Source organism: Solwaraspora sp. WMMA2101, from assembly GCF_049179175.1.
Lineage (GTDB): Bacteria > Actinomycetota > Actinomycetes > Mycobacteriales > Micromonosporaceae > Micromonospora_E.
In genome coordinates this window covers 1150591-1166389 of sequence record NZ_JBMHMA010000006.1, presented here as the reverse complement: position 1 = coordinate 1166389, position 15799 = coordinate 1150591, and the positions used below count along the sequence as shown (strand labels likewise).

Genomic DNA, 15799 nt, shown 5'->3' with positions numbered 1-15799 from the left:
GATCTGCGATAACCTGTCAAGAGCGGCGAGGGGGTTAGTGGTGAGGGTGGGTGAGGTCACCGTGCTCGACGAACAGGCGCTGATTGAGGCGCTGAACAGCACACCCGTGGTGGACGGCCGGCCACAGGACCGGTGGGCCGACGACACCGCACTGCGGCAGTGGGCACACCGGCACGGAGGCTCCGACGACCCGGCAACGACCACCTGGCTGCGGACCGCCAGAGATGCGCTGCAGACCGCCACCCGCGGTGCCGTGCCCGAAGCGGACCTGCGGCGGATCCTCGCCGGCGTCCAGCAGCTGCCCGAGGTCGACGCGTCGGGCCTGCGCTGGCGTCTGTATGGGCCCCCCGACCGGATGCTCGCCGTGCAGCTGGTGCTCGCCTGGTTCGACGTACAGGCCCGGCTACCCGGCCGACTGCGGCCCTGCGACAACACCGAGTGTCGCCTGTTCCACCTGGACCGCAGCCGCGCCAACACCGCCCGCTGGTGCTCGATGAAGACCTGCGGCAACCGGCTGAAGGCGCGCCGACACCAACAACGCGCCCGCCGGGAGCCGGCGCCCTGAACAGGGCAGCCCAACCCACGGCACGGACTCAGGTTCCAGGATGTTCGCCCAGCGTTTCCAGCCTGGGGGCGCACCTGATCTGGCGGCTCGTCGTCGATGCCGCCGCGACGACGGCCAGCCACGCCGCCAGGGTGGCGAAGGTCGGCACCGCACCCAGGGTCTCCAGCGCTATGCCGCCGAGGAGGGCGCCCACGGGGCGGGCACCCCAGCCGATCATCCGGGAGGCGCCGTTGACCCGGCCCTGGAGCCGGTCGGGGGTCAGGGCGTACCGGTAGGCGGTGGTGGTGTTGAAGATCGGGCCCATCAGTGCGCCGACCGTGTAGACCGCCCCCAGCGTGAACACGGTCGGGGCCAGGGCCAACGCCGCCATCTGCGCGACCCAGCACCAGAGTGCGCCGATCATGACCACGTTCGGGGCGACGAGGCGTTGCACCGGTGGGGCCACCAGGGCGCCGGCGATCGCGCCCACGCCGAAGAGGCCGAGGAGGACACCAACGCCGGTCGGGGACGCGCCGAGGTCGGTGGCGCGCACGATGACGGCCAGGCTGAGGGCGCTGAAGGCCAGGTTGCCGGCCGACGCGATCGCCACGAGGGTGCGCAGTAGGTGCTGGCGCCACAGCCAGCGGACGCCTTCGGAGATTTCTGCCAGCAGGTGGCGGTGCTGTGCTACCCGTTGCCCTGCTGTTGGAGGTAGGCGGCCACCTCGTCGGGGACGCTGATACTCAGCTTGACGGTCATACTTTCGACCCACTCATCCGTCGGCCTATATTGCGGGCAGCGCGCACAGAGTAGAGCGGACATCGATGGCCTACGTTCTCGACACCACGGACCTGCCGCAACCGGACCGCGTCGACGCCGTCTATCTGGCGATGATGTACGCCTCGGCCCCGTGTCACGTCATCCACGAGGACCCCGACGGGGACATCCACTGCCGGATGGAGCTGTGGGATCTCGGCAACGCCAACATCTTCATCAGCCGTTCCTCCGGTATCCGGCTGCTGCGTACCGCCAAACAGGCCAAGCAGGACGCGATGCCGGTCGTCGCCCTGTCGGTCCAGCGGCGGGCCCACGGACACCTGGAGCAGTACCGGCACCTGCAGGTCGTCCCACCGGGCGGGCTGCTCGCCGTCGACCTGTCCGGGCCGTACGACTACTCGTGGTCCGGCGACGGGGCGGCCGGCTGCATCCAGGTCCCCAGCGACCAGCTCGGCCTGCCGGTCGACGTCATCCGCCAGGCCGTCCACCGGCTGCGGTCAAGCCCGCTGTACGGCATGGTCACCGCCCACATCGCGAACCTCACCCGGGACCCGGCGCGGATCACCGCCGACCCCGCCGCCGGGTCCGTCGCCACCGCCAGCATCGAGCTGGTCCGGGCGCTGCTGGCCTCGGCCGCGCACACCGACCGGCTGACCAGCCAGGTGCTCGCCGAAACGCTGCTCACCCGGGTCCGCACGTACGTCCGGCAGCACCTGGCGGACCCGGACCTCACCCCCCGGCGCATCGCGGCCGCGCACAGCGTCTCGCTGCGGCACCTGTACAAGGTGTGCGCGCAGGCCGACATCAGCCTCGAACAGTGGATCATCAGTGAACGGCTGCACCACGCCTGGCACGACCTGCGGCGGCCGGAGAACCGGCACCGGCCGGTCGCGGTGATCGCCCACCGCTGGGGATTCCGCGACCCGACGCACTTCACCCGGCGTTTCAAGGCCCGCTACGGCATCTCGCCGGGGGAGTTGCGGCGGTCGTCGTAGGAGGCACCCGACGCCTGACCATGCACTGTGGGCAACACCGGTGCACGCAGGGCCCCTCAGCGACATCGAGCTCCGGCGCTACCTTCACACCGTCAGCGCCAGATAGGGGCAATCATGCTCGTTCTCGACACCCAGTCGCTGCCGGTCACCGACCGCGCCGAGGCGTTCCAGGCCACGGTCAGCGCGAACTGCTCCTCCAGCATGGCGACCTTCGAGGACCCGGCCGCGATCCAGGCACGGATGACGGTCTCCGACTTCGGCACCGCGAAGGTCTTCAACATCGACGCCTCCGGCACCACGCTGCGCCGTACGCCGTACATGTCCCGGTCGATTCCGGAGACGTCGATCGTGCTGGCCCTGCCGATGCGCACCGACAACCACCTGAGCTGGGCCCGCGAGGAACGGCTGTACGGTCCGCGCGACCTGATGCTGGTCGACCTGTCGCTGCCGTACGTCTACGGCTGGCAGGGCGGTGGCGCCTCGTACGCCCTGCATGTCGACGTCGACCAGCTCGGCCTGCCCCGCGACCTGATCCACGCTGCGGCCCGGGAACCGCGCCGCAGCCCGCTCTACGACCTGGTGCGTGACCACGTCGCCCGGGTGACCGCGCAGGCCGAGCAGCTGGCCGACGGCCCGGGCGCGGCCGAACTCGGGGCCGCGTCCGCCGAGCTGATGCGGGCCCTGGTGGTCTCCGCCGCCGGCGACGGCCGGCGGCTCAACGACGCCATGCACTCGTCGATGCAGGCCCGGGTCCAGGCGTACGTCCGCAACAACCTGCGCGACCCCGACCTGACGCCGGCCCGGATCGCCGCCGCGAACGCCATCTCGCTGCGCGCCCTCTACAAGCTGTACGAGACGATGGGGCAGAGCCTGGAACAGTCCATCATCGAGCAGCGGCTGCAGGGTGCGCGGACCGACCTGACCGCCTCGCACCGCCGGTACACCTCGATCGCCGCCGTCGCCCGCGCCTGGGGTTTCGCCAATCCGAGCTTCTTCGCCACCAAGTTCCGGCAGACGTTCGGCGTCACTCCCCGGCAACTGGTGGCGGCCAGTGACGCATCCCGCGGCCGTGACCTCGCCAGGGGCCGTGACCTCGCCGCATCGGCAGCCGACGGCGGCTCTGGCTGACGCCGACCGGTGCACCGACAGCAAAGTGTGCAACGAGACGAAAATGCTGTGCGTCGTCAGAAAACTCCGAGCGTCGCCACGGTGCGACATTTTCTCGCAACGCCGGCCCGAACGCGGCCGGCACCGTGAGGAGTTCCGATGTTCCGATCCCTACGGAGTTGGCGGTTGCCACGCCTGGCGCTGGCGGTCGCCGTACTGCTCGGGGTGAGCGCCACGGCGGCGGTGGCCGCTGGCCCGCACGGCCCCAAGCCGACCGTCGTGCTCGTGCACGGCGCGTTCGCCGACGCGTCCGGCTGGACCGACGTGACCCGTAACCTGCTGCGCAAGGGCTACCCGGTGATCGCCCCGGCCAACCCGCTGCGCGGCGTCGACTCCGACGCCGCGTACCTGCGCAGTGTGCTGGACACCATCGACGGCCCCATCGTGCTGGTCGGCCACTCGTACGGCGGTTTCGTCATGACCACCGCCGCGACCGGCGACCCGGACGTGACAGCGTTGGTCTACATCGCGGCGTTCGCCCCGACTGCCGGTGACACCGTCGGCGGCCTGGCCAGCCAGTTCCCCGGCAGCCGGCTCGACCCGACCGCGCTGGACATCCGCCCCTACCCGGGCGGCAACGACGGCTACATCAAGACGTCGGTGTTCCGGTCGGTGTTCGCCGCCGACGTGCCGGCCGGCACCGCCGCGATCATGGCCGCCACCCAGCGCCCGGCCGAACTCGCCACCCTCGGCCAGCCCGCCGGCGAACCAGCCTGGGCGACGATCCCGACGTGGACGCTGGTCGCCACCGACGACCAGGTCATCCCGGCCGCCGCCCAGCGGTTCATGGCCCGGCGGGCGGGCGCCCGCGTCACCGAGGTCAAGGCGTCGCACGCGGTCATGGTTTCCAGGCCCGGCCCGACCACCGACGTCATCCTCGCCGCGATCAAGGGAGTGTCCTGATGCCGTACGTGACCACCGCCGACGGTGCCGAGATCTTCTACAAGGACTGGGGGCCCGGCACGGGCCGCCCGGTGGTGCTCAGCCACGGCTGGCCGCTGAACTCCGACAGCTGGCAGATTCAGGCACTGTTCCTGGCGGAGCACGGGTTCCGGGTGATCGCCCATGACCGGCGCGGCCACGGCAGGTCGACCCAGACGTGGGACGGCAACGAGATGAACACCTACGCCGACGATCTGGCCACCCTGATCGACACCCTGGATCTGCGCGACGTCACGCTGATCGGCTTCTCCACCGGCGGCGGCGAGGCGGCCCGGTACGTGGGTCGGCACGGCACCGGCCGGGTCGCCCAAGTCGTCCTGGTCTCGGCGGTGCCGCCGATGATGCTGCACACCCCGGACAACCCGGGCGGCGTACCGGTCGAGGTCTTCGACGGCATCCGGGCGGGGTCGTTGGCCGACCGGTCCCAGACCTACCGGGATCTGGCTGACGGGCCGTTCTTCGGCAACAACCGGCCCGGGGAGACCGTGTCACAGGGCATCCGGGATGCGTTCTGGCTGCAGAGCATGGCCTCCGGGCACCGCAACGCCTACGAGTGCATCGCCGCGTTCTCGGCCACCGACTTCCGGCCCGACCTGGACGCGATCGACGTACCGACGTTGGTCATCCACGGCGACGACGACCAGGTCGTGCCGTTCGCGGTGGGCGGCCAGGCATCGGCGGCGCGGATCAAGAACGCCCGGCTGCTCGTTTACCCCGGTGCGCCGCACGGCATCACCGACACCCATCCCGAGCAGCTCGGCCGGGACCTGCTCGACTTCCTGACCTCGACCTCCTGACCTCGACCTCCTGACCATGACCGGAGAGGACGCCTGACATGGCACCCGACACCATCGTGCTGATCCACGGATTCTGGGTCACCCCGCGCAGCTGGGAACACTGGATCAGCCATTACGAGGCCAAGGGCTTCCGGGTCCTGGCACCCGCCTACCCCGGGTACGAGGTGGAGGTGGAGGCGCTCAACGCCGACCCGACGCCGATCCTGCAGTCCACCGTGCCGCAGATCATCGCCCACTACGAAACCATCATCGGCGAGCTGGCGAACCCGCCGATCCTCATCGGCCACTCGGCCGGTGGTGCGTTCACCCAGGTCCTGCTCGACCACGGCTTCGGCGCGGTGGGGGTGGCGATGAACTCCGCCCCGACCGAGGGCGTCCGGGTGGTGCCGTTGTCGCAGGTGAAGTCGACGTTCCCGGTGCTGAAGAGTCCGGCGAACCGGCACAAGGCGGTGCCGTTGACCTTCGAGCAGTGGCAGTACGCCTTCACCAACACGTTCACTGAGGAGGAGGGCCGGGCACTGTGGCAGCGGTACGCCATCCCGGCCAGCGGCGGCATCCTGTGGGGCAGCGTGCTGGCGAACTTCCAGCCCGGCCACCAGGACATCTGGGTCGACTACCACAACGACGACCGGGCGCCGCTGCTGTTCGTCTCCGGCAGTGAGGACCACATCATGCCGCCGGCGATTCAGGCGTCCAACGCCAAGCATTACAAGTCGAACACCATCACCGAACGGATCGAGTACGAGGGCTACGCCCACCTGCTGCCGGCGCAGAAGGGCTGGGAGGCCATCGCCGACGAGGTCCTCGACTGGGCGCTGCGGCACGCCCGGTGAGCGACGTGCGGATCACCCACATCGGCGGTCCCACCACGCTGATCGAGGTGGCCGGCTGGCGGGTGCTGACCGATCCGACGTTCGACGACCCTGGCCGGACCTACCGGTTCGGCTGGGGCACGGCGTCACGCAAACTGGCCGGCCCGGCGGTGCCGGTGGAGGCGCTGGGCCACATCGACGTGGTCCTGCTGACCCACGACCACCACGCCGACAACCTCGACGACGCCGGTCGGGCGCTGCTGCCGTACGTCGACCGGATCGTCACCACGGTGGCCGGCAGCCGCCGCCTCGGCGCTGCCGGGTCCGGCTCCGCGTCGGCGGTCGGCTCCGCGTCGGTGGTCGGGCTCGCGCCGTGGGTTGGCACCGAGTTGGCCGCGCCGGGCCGTCCGACGATCGAGGTGACCGCGACTCCGGGTCGGCACGGGCCGCCGCTGAGCCGCCCGGTCGCGGGCGAGGTGACCGGGTTCGCGCTGCACTGGCCAGGTCAGCGGTACGGCGTACTGTGGATCACCGGAGACACGGTCCTCTACCCCGGGGTACGGCAGGTGGCGCAGCGGCTCACCGTCGGCACGATGGTGCTGCATCTGGGGGCGGTGCGGTTCGGCCTGACCGGCCCGCTGCGGTACACGATGAGTGCGGCCGACGGTGTGGAGCTGTGCACCCTGGTCCAGGCCAACACGGTGGTGCCGGTGCACTACGAGGGCTGGGGCCACTTCACCGAGGGCCGCGCGGCGGTCGAGGCCGCGTTCACCGATGCCCCGGATCCGGTACGGCACAGCCTGCACTGGCTGACCCCCGGCGTGGCCACACCCCTACCGGTCTGACCCGGGCTTCTGGTGCTGGCGGCAGTGCCGGTGCCGGCCGGTCGCCAAGATCAGTTGATGTGAATGCGGGCGTTCATCGGCGTGTCGCCCGTATCTACGTCAACTGATCTTGCGGCCGCGGTCCGTCGGTCAGCTCCCCGGTGATGAGTTTTCGCACCCGTACCCGTCACACCTACGACAGGACACGGCGGGGCGGAAGGATGACGTGATGAGTTCGGAGATGGGGCTGGCGGAGCTGGCCGGGAGCGGGCTGAGCGAGGCCGACGAGTCGGCGTTCGCGAAGCTGACGCAGCGCCACCGGCGGGAGCTGCACGTGCACTGCTACCGGATGCTCGGGTCGTTCGAGGACGCCGAGGACACGGTGCAGGAGACGTTCCTGCGGGCCTGGCGGCGACGGGAGACCTTCGAGGGGCGGTCGACGATCCGGGCCTGGCTGTACCGGATCGCCACCAACGCCTGCCTGGACCTGCTGGCCACCCGCCGCCCGGAGCCCGCAACCGGTGGTGAGGTGCCGTGGCTGCAGCCGTACCCGGACCGGCTGCTCGACGAACTGCCCGCAGGCGACGCCGACGAGCCGGAGGCGGTCGCCGTCGCGCGGGAGACGATCGAGCTGGCGTACCTGATTGCCGTCCAGCACCTCGCGCCCCGCCCACGGGCCGTGCTGATCCTGCGCGACGTGCTCGGCTGGCCGGCGAAGGACGTCGCGGAGCTCCTCGGGGACTCGGTCAACTCCGTGAACAGCGCGCTGCAGCGGGCCCGCGCCGGCCTGCGGGGCCACCTGCCCCCCGAGCGGCAGGACTGGACCGGCGGCGCGCAGGACGCCGGCACGCGCGAACTGGTGCGCCGCTACACCGACGCCAGCGTGGCAACGGACATCCCCGCGCTCACTTCGCTGCTGCGTGACGACGTCCGCTGCTCGATGCCGCCCACGCCGGGTCTGGCGGTCGGCCGCGACGCGGTCGTGACCAGCTGGATCGAGGACGGCTTCGCGGACCTGGGGCGGCTGCGCACCGTCGCGACATCCGTGAACCGGCAGCCCGCCATCGGGTTCTACCTCCAGCGGGAAGAAGGCGGCGCGTACCTGCCGCTGACGATCGACGTCCTGCGGGTCACCGGTGGGGTGATCACCGAGATCGTCACCTTCCACGCCGACCAGTTCGCGCGGCTCGGGCTGCCGGAGCGCCTGCCGGCGGACGGTACGCAGTAGCCCCGGAGCCGACCGCCGGGAGTGTCAGACGCCCCAGTCCCGTCGGGGGACCGCCGCCTTCGTGATCGTGAAGTGTCCCGACCCGGTCGACGCCGCGTCGCCTCGGGTCTCGGTACGGTCCATCACCACGTGCCGTCCGAAGTTCGGCACGAGTGGGCGGCCGGTCTCCCGCTTGAGCCACAGCCGGAGCAGGTGGCGTTGCCGTCCCGGCTCGGGGTGGTCGACGAACTCGGTCCGTGAGTGCAGTGCGGCATAGTTCAGCAGCCACTGGATGTCACCGGGCTGGAAGTCCATGTCCAGGGCCACGCCGGGCTCCTGGCTGATGTCGTCGAGCAGGGTCAGCACCTCGAGCTGTTCCGGGGTCAACGGCGGTACGTCCGGGTAGTCCTGGGCGGCCTTGATCATGCCGCTGCCCGCGTACATGCTGAACACGCCCTCGGTCCAGCTGACGATGGGCGAGGTGTACCAGTCGGCCGGCGCGTCGGGGTCCTGCCGACGCCAGTCGAAGTACCACGGCTCCAGCAGCAGTGGTGCCAGGGTGGGGCGTCGCCGCAGCACCTCGTTGAACAGGGTGGCCCCGCTGACCAGGCTGCTCGCGCCGCCTTCCTTCGCGGGCCGCAGACACATGAGGGCGACCACGTCGGAGCTGTCGGAGTGGAAGGGCAGCCGGTCCCGTACGCGCGACGGTAGGGCGGTGCGGTCCTGCAGGGTCTTGTCGGACGTGGCGATCACGTGATCGACGAGGTCGCCGAGTTCGTTCTGCCGCATCGGCACGCCGAGGTGCAGGCCCATCAGGTAGAAGATGGCTGCGGCGAGCGTGTCGTCGTAGTCGTCCATCCGCAGGCCTCGCACCAGGGCTCTCCGCTTCGCCCACCTCGCTGTTCCTCAGTGCACAATTCCGCACCGACGTGCTGCCCAGCCTGGCGCGACTCGGCCTCGGCTACGGCACGGCCGCCACCGTCGGCATCTGCGCCGGCATCCTGATCGGCGTATGGCGGCCCGCCGGCGCGTTCTTCAACCCACTGATCCGGCTCGGCATGTCGGTGCCGGTGACCGCGCTGCTGCCCATCGCGATCGTCGTCTTCGGCATCACCAGCGGCATGAACGTCTTCCTGATCGCGCTCGGCTGCCTGTGGCCGATCCTCATCAACACCTACGACGGGGTACGGGGCCTGGACCGCACCGCGGTCACCGCCGCGAAGAGCCTGCGGTTGACCCGGCGTCGCTACTTCCTCCAGGTACTGCTGCCCGGCGCCAGCCCGGCGATCTTCGCCGGCCTGCGGATCAGCATCGGCATCGCCCTGGTCCTCATGGTGATCTCCGAGCTCTACGCCGCGACCGCCGGGCTCGGCTTCTACATCGTCAACCAGCAGCGGCTGTTCCGGTTCCCGGAACTGTGGTCGGCGATCGTGCTTCTGGCGCTGTTGGGAATCCTCTTCAACGCCGTCTTCGCCCTGGTCGAACGCCTGCTGCTCGGCTGGCACCGCAACGTGCGGCCGGACGGCGCGGAACGCCACTGACCCGTCGGCCGACCACACCAGGCCCAACGCAAGAGGAGGACCGGATGGAACCGGTGACGATCCCGCACCACCAGCAGGACCCGGGCGTCGCGGCGCCCGTGCTCGACGTCCGCAAGGCGGGCAAGTCCTACCCTTCACGCAAGGGGGACGTGCTCGCCGTACGCAGTATCGAGTTCGCCGTGCACGCCGGCCAGTTCGTCTCGGTCGTCGGCCCCTCCGGCTGCGGCAAGACGACCCTCATGATGTGCATCGCCGGCCTGCTGCCCATCTCCACCGGGGAGGTGGTCTTCCGGGGGGGGGGGGGGGGGGGGGGGGGGAGAGAGAGAGACCATGTCCGGCCCCCGTGACGGCGTCGCGGTCGTCTTCCAGGACTACAGCCGGTCGCTGTTCCCCTGGCTGACGGTCGAGAAGAACGTCGTCCTGCCGCTGCGGGACCGACGCCTGCCGCGCGCCGAGATCCGCGACCGGGTGCGGCAGTCGCTGGAGATGGTCGGTCTGGCCCACGCCGCCGGCCTGTACCCGTGGCAGCTCTCCGGCGGCATGCAGCAGCGGGTGGCGATCGCGCGCGGACTCGCCGTACGGCCGGAGATGCTGATCATGGACGAGCCGTTCGCCTCGGTGGACGCCCAGACCCGGGCGAGCCTGGAGGATCTGCTGCTCAAGATCTGGGCGGAGACCGGGACGACGGTGCTGTTCGTGACCCACGACATCGACGAGGCCGTGTACCTGTCCGACCGGGTGATCGTCCTGTCCCAGGGCCCGTCCACCGTCGTCGCCGACCTGCCGGTCCCACTCGAGAGGCCCCGGGACCAGATCGCGACCAAACAGACGGCGACCTTCGGCGAGCTACGGGAAGAGGTCTACTCGCTCGTCATGGCCTCCCAGCAGCGCACCTCCCTGTCAGCCGAACCGGCCTGACCTGTCAGCCGAACCGACCTGACCACCTGCGGCTGCGGTCGGTCAGGCCGGGTCGTCGGCAAGGCGCGGTGCCTTCCGGGTACGGATGCCGGCCGTCGCCGCCGCGGCCGTGAGCAGCAGGCAGGTGACGCCGATGCCGAGCAGCGGCAGCCACGGGATCGTGATGGGCGCGTCGATGCCGGCGGCCAGGTCGGCCGTGGTGGCGCGGCGGACGAGCCAGCCCATCAGCGCCATGGTGGCACCGCCCAGCAGCAGACCGGTGCCGCAGGCCGGGTAGGTCGGGGAGGACGGCGACGACCCGCAACAGGACCCGTTCGCCGTCGATCCAGACCGGGACGGTGCCGCCCAGGTCGACGCCGGCGTCGGTGACCCAGGTGGCGGTGACCGCGACCGCGCGTCCGTGGAAGTCGTCGAGGGTGCCGCGCGTGGCGGCCAGCCCCCGGGCGACCGACGCGGTGACGAGGTCGACGACCTCGACCCGGTCGGGTTCGCCGGGGCTGCCGTCGTCGTCGTGCACAAGCATCGCCAGCCGGCGTACGTCGGCAGTCGCGACGGTCCGATCGGCCGCAACCGACGCGGCGGCGGCCGGGCTGCCCACCTCGACGACCAGCGGCGCGTACAGCCGGGCCCGGTTCTGCACGGTCGCCCAGTCGGCGGTCAAACTGAGGGTCAGCAGCAGCGACCCCGCGATAGCGGAATTGGCCAGCACCGGGGCGGCGACCGCAGCAGTGGTGCGGGCGGCGGCACGTACCTCGTCGTGGGCCATCCGGGCCGTCACGTCCCGACCGACGAACGGGCCGGCGAGCAGGGCGGCGAGCCGTGGGATGACCGCGGGCCCGATGCACATCAGGCCGATCACGACCACCTCGGGCAGCAGAATGGAGGCGAGCATCGACAACAGCGGCGGCTCGTCGGCGGCGGCCACCACGGTGCCACCAGACCACCGAAGCAGAGCGTCGCGACGACGAACTGGACGACGCTGGGCCGGGTCTGCTCGACCGCAGCCTCCCGCAGCGCGGCACTGGGACTGATCCGGGCGGCCCGGCGCGAGGACCGCCAGGCCCCGAGGAGCGCGACCACCGCACCGGTGGGTGCGGCGACCACCCAGGCGATCCACGGGCTCGGAGCCTGCAGATCGAGGGTGGTGATCCCGACCGCCCGGACCAGCCGGAGAACGGCCGGAGCCGACACCGTACCGAGTAGACAGCCCACCGTGGTGGCCGCAGCCGCGACGACGACGGACTCGCCCAGCAGGAGCCGGCGTACCTGTCGTGGTGTCGCACCGACCAGCCGCAGCAGGCCGAGCTCCCGACGGCGGCCGGCCACGACGAAGCCGAACGTGCTGCCGACCACGAAAACCGCCATGAACACGGAGATCGTCGCGATCATCCCGAACATCGCGGCCAGGCCGTCGAGTTGGGCACGCTCGTCGGCGCTCGTGCCGGGCCGGCCGTCGGTGGCGTCGATGCTCCCGATGAGCGTCACGGTGACGGAGATCAGCACGACCCCGAACAGCAGAGCGACGAACGCCCCCAGGTAGCCGCGCCAGGAGTGGTGGACGGTCTGCCGGGCCAGGGCCAGCATCGTCGGGCCGCGCATCATCGCCGCTCCAGGTCGTTCATGGTCTCGGCGATCTGGCCGGCGTCAGCTCGGGCGAGGTGACCGACGATCTGCCCGTCGGCGAGGAACAACACCCCGTCCGCGTACGAGGCGGCCAGCGGATCGTGGGTCACCATGACGACGCTCTGGCCGCCGTCGGCCAGCGACCGCAGCAGCCCGAGCACGTCGCGTCCGGTGCCGCGATCCAATGCGCCGGTGGGCTCGTCGGCGAACAGCACCTCGGGCCGGCCGTGCAGCGCCCGGGCGATCGCGACCCGCTGCTGCTGGCCGCCGGACAGCTCCGACGGCTGGCGCCGGGCATACTCGGCGAGGCCGACGTGGGCCAGCGCCGTCCGTACCGTGGTCGGATCGGCCCGCCGCTCGGCCAGGCGGGCCGGAAGCGCGACGTTGTCGAACGCGGTGAGCGCGTCGAGGAGGTTGTACGACTGGAAGACGAACGCCATCGCCGTACGCCGGAAACGGGTCAACTGGGTCTCGTTCAACGTGTCGAGCCGGGTGCCGCCGACGGTCACCCGCCCACCGGTCGGCCGGTCGAGACCGGCGGCGAGCTGGAGCAGAGTGGACTTGCCGGAGCCGGACGGCCCCATGATCGCGGTGAACGTGCCGCGCTGGAACACGTGGGTCACGCCGCGCAGCGCATGCACCGAGCCGGCGCGGGCGCGGTAGGTACGGCTGAGACCGTCGAGCGTGACGGCCGCCGGAGTTGCCTGGGTCATGCCCTCAGTGGACCCGACGGGCCCGGCCCGGCACCCGGGCTCGGACGCGACTTCCGGGGTAGCGTGCGCGCTACCCCGCGCGGCCGACGCGATCCGTAGGGTTTGACCCGTGAACGACGCCTGGACCGCCGTACGCGGACACCCCGTACGGTTCCTGGCGTCGGCGTGGCCGTGGCGCTCCCTGGCGTACCTGGCCACCACCGTACCGGTCGGCCTGGCCTGGCTGACCGTCCTGGCCGTGGTGGTCGCGGTGGGTGCGGCCACGGTCGTGCTGATCGCGGGACTTCTGGTGCTGGCCGGGATTCCGGTGCTGGTCCGCCTGGCCGCCGCCGATGAGCGGCGTCGGATCCGGCTGATCTACCCCGGGCGGCCGGCGCGGCAGTCACCAGCGCTACGCGACCCGCAGCGTGGCGGCCGGGCGTCCTGGCCGCGTCGCCGTGCGTCCTTGCCGCATCGCTAAGCGTCGTGGCCGGAGGCGGGCGTCACGGTCCTGCTCACGACGGTGTTCTGGATCGCCGACGCCGTGCTGCTGATGCTACTGACGGTTCCGGTGCTGCTGCTCGTCGCCCCGCTGCTGGTCCGTTCCGGCACCATCGACATCGCCGGGTGGCGGGTCGACACCGCCGGTGAGGCATGGGCCGTGGCACCCGCCGGCCTCGTCGCCCTGGTCCTGCTGATGTACGCGGCGACTGCGCTGGCCTGCGGCCAGGCGGCACTGGTCCGGCACCTGCTGGCCCCGCCCGAGGCCCAGCTGGCCGAAGCGGTCCAGCAGCTGCGCAGGTCCCGGACCGGGCTGGTCGACGCGTTCGAAACCGAACGCCGCCGCATCGAGCGCGATCTCCACGACGGTGTCCAGCAGCGCCTCGTCGCCCTGACCATGACGCTGGGCAGCGCCGAACTGGACCTGCCCGCCGGCCCCGGCCTCGACCTCGTCCGTGAAGCGCACCAGCAGGCCGAGCAGGCCCTCGCCGACCTGCGCACCACGATCCGGGGCATCCATCCCCGGGTACTGACCGACCACGGCCTCGCCGCCGCCGTGCACGAGATCGCCGGCCGGTCACCCGTCCCGGTCGACCTCCAACTCGCCGTCGACGGCCGGCTCCCGCCCACGGTCGAGGCCGCGGCCTACTTCTTCGTCAGCGAGAACCTGACCAACGTCGCCCGCCACGCCCACGCCCGATCGGCACAGGTGCACGCGTGGATCGAGGACCACACCCTGATCGTCTCGGTCGTCGACGACGGCGTCGGCGGCGCCGACCCACGGGCCGGCACCGGTCTCGCCGGACTGCACGCCCGGCTCGACGCCCTCGACGGCGAACTCGACATCACCAGCCCCACCGGGGGCCCGACCCAGGTCAGGATGACGTGCCCGATCCACTGACACCGCCACAGAACGCGCTGCGGATCGTGGTCGCCGAGGACGCGGCCCTGCTCCGGGAAGGGCTGGTGCGGATCCTCGAACGCGCCGGCCACGAAATCGTCGCGGCCGTCGGCGACGCGCACGCCCTGCTCACGTACGCCGGAAACTGCCGCCCAGACCTCGTCGTCACCGACATCCGCATGCCACTCACCCACACCGACGAGGGACTGAGCGCGGCGGCGATGATCCGGGCCACTCAGCCCGGCATCGCGATCATGCTGCTGTCGGCCTACGTCGCCGACGCCTACGTCGGTGAGCTGCTCGACTCGACCCCCGGCGGGGGCATCGGCTACCTGCTCAAGGACCGGGTCGGCCACGTACGCGACTTCCTGGACAGCATCGACCGAGTCGCCGCCGGCGGCACGGTCATCGACGCCGAGGTGGTGCGCCAACTCGTCGGTCTCCGGCGGACCGACGGCCCACTCACCGGCCTCACTGAACGCGAACGCGAAGTGCTCGCGCTCATGGCCGAAGGCCACACCAACCACGGGATCGCCGGCAAACTGTTCGTGAGCGAGGCAGCGGTACGCAAGCACATCGGCAACATCTTCGCGAAGCTTCCGCTCGACCCGCACTCGGATCGCCGGGTCTCCGCCGTCCTCACTTACCTGCGCGGCTCACCGAGCGCATGAGACCCCTGACTATCGATGCCTCACAAGATTTCGATCGTAGCGGCCCACGGGCAATTGGAGCAGCCCCGGCATCTGCAGGTCGTCCTGCCCGAGTGGGCGCTCGTACTGCGGGTTCTTGCTCACCCCCGCCGCTTGGCCGACGTCGTGGATCGTCAGGCGATCGGGGTGAACGCGACTCCGTATCGGAGCAGGTTGCCGCAAAGCCGTCCGGTCGTGGAAGAGGTGACGCGGACTGCTGTGGGTCACAGATCGACAGGCTTAGGACGCAACACCGACAGCCAGGCGAGGTTGCCGCCGGCGCCGTGCAGCAGGATCAACGGTGGGTGGTCGCCGCCGGTGTCCCGTACGGCGATCGTGGTGTGTCCGGTGTCGACGGTGTGGTCGATGGTGGTCGGTGCGGGTGGCATGTCAGCTCCGGGTGGCGGGTGGGGCCAGCTGTGCGCGGAGCCGGTCGCGGATCGAGGCGGAGGTGACGCCACCGTCCGGGTGGCGGTCGAGCTTGCCGCGTCGGACCAGGTCGTGTACGCCCTGGCGGCTGATGCCGAGCATCGCCCCGGCGACCGGAAGTGAGACGCCGGCCGCCGTCGGGTGGCCGAACCGGGCGGCGACGACCTGGCCGAGCGGGGTGCGCCACCAGTCGACGGGCGGGTCGAACGGTCCGTCGCCGGGGTGCAGGCTGCTGTAGAGCTGGATCGCGGTGTGCAGTGCGGCGGTGTCGTCGCCGTCGAGCAGCGCGGTGGCGAGGGTGTCCGCGCGGCGGTTGACGCGGCCGCGCAGGTCGTCGAGCGGGTCGTCGAGCAGGATCTCCAGCGGGTCGACCAGCCTGATGTCGATCTGTCGCACCAGGTGGTCGGCGAGTTCGGTGTGGGTCGGTACGGCCACGACGG

The 15799-nt window shown here is 71.2% G+C and carries 21 protein-coding genes; 14 read left to right on the top strand and 7 right to left on the bottom strand.

All coding sequences use genetic code 11. The features are described from left to right. Positions 1-46 precede the first annotated feature (46 nt). The gene (locus ACN28F_RS05865; RefSeq protein ID WP_421357174.1) at positions 47-565 is read left to right on the top strand and encodes a CGNR zinc finger domain-containing protein; all 519 of its coding nucleotides are present in this window, start codon (positions 47-49) and stop codon (positions 563-565) included. 28 nt (positions 566-593) lie between these two features. Here ACN28F_RS05865 and ACN28F_RS05860 read toward each other — a convergent pair whose 3' ends face one another. Then, a complete protein-coding gene (locus tag ACN28F_RS05860) occupies positions 594-1154 on the bottom strand; it encodes a hypothetical protein (RefSeq protein ID WP_353850464.1) in 561 nt (186 codons plus the stop codon). Positions 1155-1368: 214 nt separating this feature from the next. Between ACN28F_RS05860 and ACN28F_RS05855 the strand changes: the two genes are divergently transcribed. From ACN28F_RS05855 to ACN28F_RS05825, 7 genes are all read left to right on the top strand, one after another. Further along, positions 1369-2316 (top strand): helix-turn-helix domain-containing protein, encoded by a 948-nt coding sequence (locus ACN28F_RS05855; RefSeq protein WP_421357173.1) that lies wholly within the window; start codon positions 1369-1371, stop codon positions 2314-2316. 114 nt (positions 2317-2430) lie between these two features. Further along, on the top strand, positions 2431-3444 hold the full coding sequence (locus ACN28F_RS05850; protein WP_421357172.1) for a helix-turn-helix domain-containing protein: 1014 nt from the start codon (positions 2431-2433) through the stop codon (positions 3442-3444). Positions 3445-3582: 138 nt separating this feature from the next. Beyond that, a complete protein-coding gene (locus ACN28F_RS05845) occupies positions 3583-4386 on the top strand; it encodes an alpha/beta fold hydrolase (RefSeq protein WP_421357171.1) in 804 nt (267 codons plus the stop codon). Beyond that, a complete protein-coding gene (locus ACN28F_RS05840; protein WP_421357170.1) occupies positions 4386-5222 on the top strand; it encodes an alpha/beta fold hydrolase in 837 nt (278 codons plus the stop codon). The genes ACN28F_RS05845 and ACN28F_RS05840 overlap by 1 nt, the downstream gene beginning before the upstream one ends. 38 nt (positions 5223-5260) lie before the next feature. Then, positions 5261-6055 carry an alpha/beta hydrolase gene (locus ACN28F_RS05835; protein WP_289207056.1) on the top strand — a complete coding sequence of 265 codons (795 nt, stop codon included), beginning with the start codon at positions 5261-5263 and terminating at the stop codon, positions 6053-6055. A gap of 5 nt (positions 6056-6060) precedes the next feature. Then, positions 6061-6879 (top strand): MBL fold metallo-hydrolase, encoded by an 819-nt coding sequence (locus ACN28F_RS05830; protein WP_421357169.1) that lies wholly within the window; start codon positions 6061-6063, stop codon positions 6877-6879. 208 nt (positions 6880-7087) lie between these two features. Next, positions 7088-8086 carry an RNA polymerase subunit sigma-70 gene (locus tag ACN28F_RS05825; RefSeq protein ID WP_421357168.1) on the top strand — a complete coding sequence of 333 codons (999 nt, stop codon included), beginning with the start codon at positions 7088-7090 and terminating at the stop codon, positions 8084-8086. Between the two features lie 24 nt (positions 8087-8110). On the opposite strand, the gene ACN28F_RS05820 is transcribed toward ACN28F_RS05825, so the two are convergent. Beyond that, positions 8111-8938, bottom strand: coding sequence for a TauD/TfdA family dioxygenase (locus ACN28F_RS05820; protein WP_289207053.1), 828 nt, complete (start codon positions 8936-8938; stop codon positions 8111-8113). Positions 8939-8994: 56 nt separating this feature from the next. On the opposite strand from ACN28F_RS05820, the gene ACN28F_RS05815 reads away from it, so the two are divergent. From ACN28F_RS05815 to ACN28F_RS05805, 3 genes are read left to right on the top strand one after another with little or no spacing between them, the layout of a single operon-like run. Beyond that, the gene (locus tag ACN28F_RS05815; protein WP_289207052.1) at positions 8995-9606 is read left to right on the top strand and encodes an ABC transporter permease; all 612 of its coding nucleotides are present in this window, start codon (positions 8995-8997) and stop codon (positions 9604-9606) included. A gap of 44 nt (positions 9607-9650) precedes the next feature. Next, positions 9651-9953: an ATP-binding cassette domain-containing protein gene (locus ACN28F_RS05810; RefSeq protein WP_421357167.1), complete on the top strand. Its 303-nt coding sequence runs from the start codon at positions 9651-9653 to the stop codon at positions 9951-9953. Further along, positions 9937-10524 (top strand): ABC transporter ATP-binding protein, encoded by a 588-nt coding sequence (locus ACN28F_RS05805; RefSeq protein ID WP_421357166.1) that lies wholly within the window; start codon positions 9937-9939, stop codon positions 10522-10524. Before ACN28F_RS05810 ends, ACN28F_RS05805 begins: the two co-directional genes overlap by 17 nt. Before the next feature lie 4 nt (positions 10525-10528). Here ACN28F_RS05805 and ACN28F_RS05800 read toward each other — a convergent pair whose 3' ends face one another. Genes ACN28F_RS05800 through ACN28F_RS05790 form a run of 3 tightly spaced genes read right to left on the bottom strand, consistent with a single transcriptional unit; the run spans position 10529 to position 12860 of the window. Continuing rightward, positions 10529-11452, bottom strand: coding sequence for a hypothetical protein (locus ACN28F_RS05800; protein ID WP_421357165.1), 924 nt, complete (start codon positions 11450-11452; stop codon positions 10529-10531). Beyond that, positions 11380-12123 (bottom strand): FtsX-like permease family protein, encoded by a 744-nt coding sequence (locus ACN28F_RS05795; RefSeq protein ID WP_421357164.1) that lies wholly within the window; start codon positions 12121-12123, stop codon positions 11380-11382. The genes ACN28F_RS05800 and ACN28F_RS05795 overlap by 73 nt, the downstream gene beginning before the upstream one ends. After that, entirely contained in the window at positions 12123-12860 is a 738-nt protein-coding gene (locus ACN28F_RS05790) for an ABC transporter ATP-binding protein (protein WP_421357163.1), read from the bottom strand. The genes ACN28F_RS05795 and ACN28F_RS05790 overlap by 1 nt, the downstream gene beginning before the upstream one ends. A gap of 109 nt (positions 12861-12969) precedes the next feature. Between ACN28F_RS05790 and ACN28F_RS05785 the strand changes: the two genes are divergently transcribed. Genes ACN28F_RS05785 through ACN28F_RS05775 form a run of 3 tightly spaced genes read left to right on the top strand, consistent with a single transcriptional unit; the run spans position 12970 to position 14912 of the window. Further along, complete coding sequence (locus tag ACN28F_RS05785; RefSeq protein WP_421357162.1) at positions 12970-13320, top strand: sensor domain-containing protein; 351 nt, start codon at positions 12970-12972, stop codon at positions 13318-13320. 42 nt (positions 13321-13362) lie between these two features. Further along, positions 13363-14241: a sensor histidine kinase gene (locus tag ACN28F_RS05780; protein ID WP_289207047.1), complete on the top strand. Its 879-nt coding sequence runs from the start codon at positions 13363-13365 to the stop codon at positions 14239-14241. A 17-nt stretch (positions 14242-14258) separates the two neighbouring features. After that, entirely contained in the window at positions 14259-14912 is a 654-nt protein-coding gene (locus tag ACN28F_RS05775) for a response regulator transcription factor (RefSeq protein ID WP_289211034.1), read from the top strand. A 242-nt stretch (positions 14913-15154) separates the two neighbouring features. Here ACN28F_RS05775 and ACN28F_RS05770 read toward each other — a convergent pair whose 3' ends face one another. Together ACN28F_RS05770 and ACN28F_RS05765 are read right to left on the bottom strand one after the other, a co-directional pair. After that, on the bottom strand, positions 15155-15319 hold the full coding sequence (locus tag ACN28F_RS05770) for an alpha/beta fold hydrolase (RefSeq protein ID WP_289207046.1): 165 nt from the start codon (positions 15317-15319) through the stop codon (positions 15155-15157). Between the two features lies 1 nt (position 15320). Next, positions 15321-15794, bottom strand: coding sequence for a hypothetical protein (locus ACN28F_RS05765; protein WP_421357161.1), 474 nt, complete (start codon positions 15792-15794; stop codon positions 15321-15323). Positions 15795-15799 lie beyond the last annotated feature (5 nt).